The sequence below is a fragment of the Sandarakinorhabdus oryzae genome (assembly GCF_009733735.1).
Lineage (GTDB): Bacteria > Pseudomonadota > Alphaproteobacteria > Sphingomonadales > Sphingomonadaceae > Sandarakinorhabdus > Sandarakinorhabdus oryzae.
Window position 1 is genome coordinate 1 of sequence record NZ_WNJP01000228.1, and the last position, 3,639, is coordinate 3,639.

The following is a 3,639-nucleotide window of genomic DNA, read 5'->3' on the forward strand; positions in this document are numbered from 1 at the left end:
GATGTGGCGGGCGGCGGGATCGAGTGGGCGGTCGCCGGGGCTGGCGAGGATCAGTTGCAGGCGCGGTGCAAGGCTGACGGCGGCGCGGGCCACATCCCAATCGGGCGCCCCCGGCGGGCGATCCACCGGCTCCTGCGCCCAGATTGCGGCCAGCGCCACGCCCTCATGGCGCGCGGCGGCCCAATCGGCCTGGCCGAGCAGCAGGTGATGGCGCTGTCCGTCGGGTCCGCGCATCAGCAGGTCTCCGGCACGATGGGCACCGGCAGCAACGGCGGGCCGCTGGGCGGTGCGCCGCTGCTGCCGCTGTCGCCACGCAACTGGGCGATGGGAACCGGCGGGCCGACGACGACGGACAGACCCAATATTTCCGGTAATTCGATACCGGTGATCGAGACCTCGTCGCGCTTGCCGCCGGTGGACAATGCCAGTTCGAGGCCAGTGACGGCCTCCACCCCCGCCACGCGCGCCACTTCGGCGAGCAGCGCATTGGCGGCGACGGCCTTGCCCAGCGGCCAGCCGCGATCATCAGCGGCCTCGCCGTAAACCATCGGTTCCGCGGCAAAACCCAGGCCATCGGGCGGCAACGGCGCGAGATGGCTCGAAAGCCGCGCGCGCACCGCCGCGATGACGTCGGCCGCGCCATGGCCCGGCGCGATGTCGAGCCCGACCGAAATATAGAGGCCCTTGTAGTCGGCGCCGCGCAGCACGAGCTCGGTCGTCACCAGCCGCCGCGGATCGAGCCAGCGGCACAACGCATCCAGGAACGCCGCATCCGATCGCGGCGCGGCGGGGTGGCGGGCATCCTGGGCCGGGATGGCGAGCAGGGTGACGACGCCGGGCACATGGCCCATGCCGGCGGTGGCCAGATCGGGATGCCAGGCCGGCAGCACCTCGATGCGGCCGATGTCCAGTCCCGGCGCGCGCCAGGCGATGCTGCGGAAATCCTCGGCCGTCACCAGCCGGTCACGGTGGGTGAGCAGGCGCTGGATCTGGCGCTCGCCATCGGCCACGCGTTCGGCATCGGCGCCGCCCCAGGCCGGCAGCGGATTGCTCGCCTCGATCCCGCCGAGCAGTGGCCCAGCCTTGATCGCCCCGGCGCCGACATTGCCGGCCGCGCCGTCGCAATGCTGATAGCGGGCTTGCAATCGCTCCCCGGCTTGCGGTCGGCGGCCGGCGAGGCCATCGCCAAAGCGGATTTCGCCGCTTTCAGGGTCGAGCCGATAAGCATCGCTGGGGCCTGCCCAGGCCGGCACGACCTGGCCCGGCGCAGCCACTTCCGGCGCGCAGTCGAGCAGATCGGGAACCTGTGTCCACGTCGTTTCGGTACCGGCGGCGGTGATGGAGGTGAGGACGACGCTGCCCGCCAGCACCGGCGCCTTCGCCAGCCGGCGGGTCTGGTCGGGGCTGCCGTCACCTTCGCCCAAGGGTTCGGCGCGCACCTCGCGGCGTTGTTCGGCCAGCGCGCAATTGATGCCGGCCCAAGCCAGGCGCAGTGCGGCGGCCGGACTGCAGGAGACACGCACCCAGGTGACGAGCCGATCGGCGAGTTTCGCGTCGCCGATGGCGGGCGGCAGATTGCCGACCCCGGCATCGAGGGGCTCGAGATTGTCCCACAATTTCAAGGCGTCGGCTGGCGGCAGTGTCACCTGCGCCACGCCGGCTTCGCGCGACGGATCAAAGCCGAAGCGCGCGCTCAAGGGCGCCCAGTCCGGCGCAGGTCGGCCATCGGCGGCAAAGCGCAGCTTGCCGTCTTCCGGCTTGGCGATGTGGAAGCGGATCAGCTCCTCGGCGGCGCTGGCGGTGGCGCTGCCCTGCGGCGGCAGGGTGCGGGCGCCGTCGCTGACCACCGGCTGCAGCCCCAGCGACAGGATACGCCCGCCCAACTGGTCGCGGATGCCGGCCCAAGGATCGGCGGGATCGCCGGGCAGGTCGCGTTCGCGCGCGAACAGCCCGATCCAGAAGCCATTGTCGATGCTGCCGGCCGGATCCAATGGCCCGGCGGCGGGATCGAACGGCACGCTTTCATACAGGGCGGGCGCGGCCAGGCTCTGGCCCAGCGAGGCATAGAGCAATTTGTAATAATCGAGCAGTTCCGGCGACGGATTGGCGACCGGGCGGCGGATGAACAGGCGCGCGTCAACCGGCAGCAGATCGAGGCCCATGAGGCTGCGGAACGGCAGTGCACCGGCGGCGAGATCGGCATCGGCAGCGATGCTGCGTGTCAGGCCAGGGCCGTTCTTGTTGGTAAACTGCACCAGCGCCCGCGCCGGCTGGGCCGGCTGCAGCGGAATGCCGAGCAGATTGAGGAAGGCCGCGCGGTTGCGTTCGGGGATCTGGTTGGCGCGGAAGATCAGGCTTTCGGTGAGGAAAGCGAACAGCTGCACCAGGGTGACGCCGGGATCGGCGGCGTTGAAATTGGTCCATTCCGGTGTGTGCACCGGCACGCGCGCCAGCGTTTCCGAGACCAGCGCGGCATAATCACGATCATCGACGACGGGCGGATTGATCGGCATCATCCTCTCCCCAATGGCAGCACAAGGCTGGTCTGCTGATCGGCCCCGGTGGCGACCAGTTTCCAGCTGATGTGGGCGATTGCGGCGGTGGCATCATCCGGATCCGGGCCGACATTCACGCCGGTCAGCGCGATGCGCGGTTCCCAGCGTTTCAGTGCGGTCTCGATCGCCTGCGCGATGCGGGCGTGGGTGGCCGCCGTGTTGGGTTCGAACAGGAATTTCGACAGGCCGGCGCCAAAGCCCGGCAGCATCACCCGTTCGCCGCGATCGGTTTTCAGGATGATGGCGATGCTGTCGTGGATATTGGCCTCGCCGGCCGACCAGGCCATGCGGCCATCGGCGCCGACGCGCGGCGGAAAGGCCAGGCTTTGGCCAAAGAGGCTGGCAGCGCTCATCCGCCTTTCCCTTTCAGTTTCGGCACCGGGAAGCAGGCGATGAACCAGGGCAGCCAGCGGAAGATGAAATCCAGCAGGCTGACCATGATCATCAGCAGGATCAGCGCGCACAGGGTGATGATCGGGATGGAGATGGAGCAGATCATGCCGATCTCCAGGCCATTGCCCTTGCAGCCGCCGCCGTCGCCAACGTCGAGCTCCTTGTGCAACGGGAAGGGCAGCACGTGGCGGATGAGATCGACCAGCCCCAGCCCCTTGGCGCGCTGCACCTGACCGCACAGCATGTCGGACATGACGAAGGCCGTGCCGCGGCCGTGCTTGCGCAAGCCCGCCGGCGAGGTGTCGGAGGGCAGGGTGATGGTGAGCGGGCGCAGCGGCGCATCGGGATCGAAGAAGCCGCCAAGTTGGAACAGGTCCGACGCGGCCGAGAGGGTGGGCGGGTGCAGCGGGCCGCAATCGTCATTGAGATGCACCAGCCGGATGACGAAAGTGCCGGGATCGCCCACCGTCTTCACCGCCATGTCGCGCAATTTCATGGCGTGCGGCAGCGGCGGCGCGGCTTCGGCCACCTGTTCCACCAGGGCGCGGCCAAAGACGGCGGCGACGGCATCGAGCGCGGCGCCGGATTCGGCCGGGTCGCTGATCACCGCGGCGTCGGCAGGCGCCGTGCCGGGCGGGTAGTGGATGGCGGCGACCTCTGCGGCGTTGGGGGCCGGCGCGGGCGGCACCTG

3 protein-coding genes and 1 pseudogene are annotated in these 3,639 nt (G+C 69.8%); all 4 read right to left on the reverse strand.

Features of this window, described 5'->3' with window-relative positions; all coding sequences use genetic code 11:
- Window positions 1-234: hypothetical protein (locus GJ693_RS14640; protein WP_156257003.1), on the reverse strand; the 234-nt coding region annotated here is incomplete at its 3' end.
- Window positions 234-2,516 carry a baseplate J/gp47 family protein gene (locus tag GJ693_RS14645; RefSeq protein WP_235902953.1) on the reverse strand — a complete coding sequence of 761 codons (2,283 nt, stop codon included), beginning with the start codon at window positions 2,514-2,516 and terminating at the stop codon, window positions 234-236. The genes GJ693_RS14640 and GJ693_RS14645, both read right to left, overlap by 1 nt.
- A complete protein-coding gene (locus GJ693_RS14650; RefSeq protein ID WP_156257004.1) occupies window positions 2,513-2,908 on the reverse strand; it encodes a GPW/gp25 family protein in 396 nt (131 codons plus the stop codon). The genes GJ693_RS14645 and GJ693_RS14650 overlap by 4 nt, the downstream gene beginning before the upstream one ends.
- Window positions 2,905-3,639: pseudogene (locus tag GJ693_RS17095) on the reverse strand (hypothetical protein); the annotation flags it as partial. The gene GJ693_RS14650 and the pseudogene GJ693_RS17095, both read right to left, overlap by 4 nt.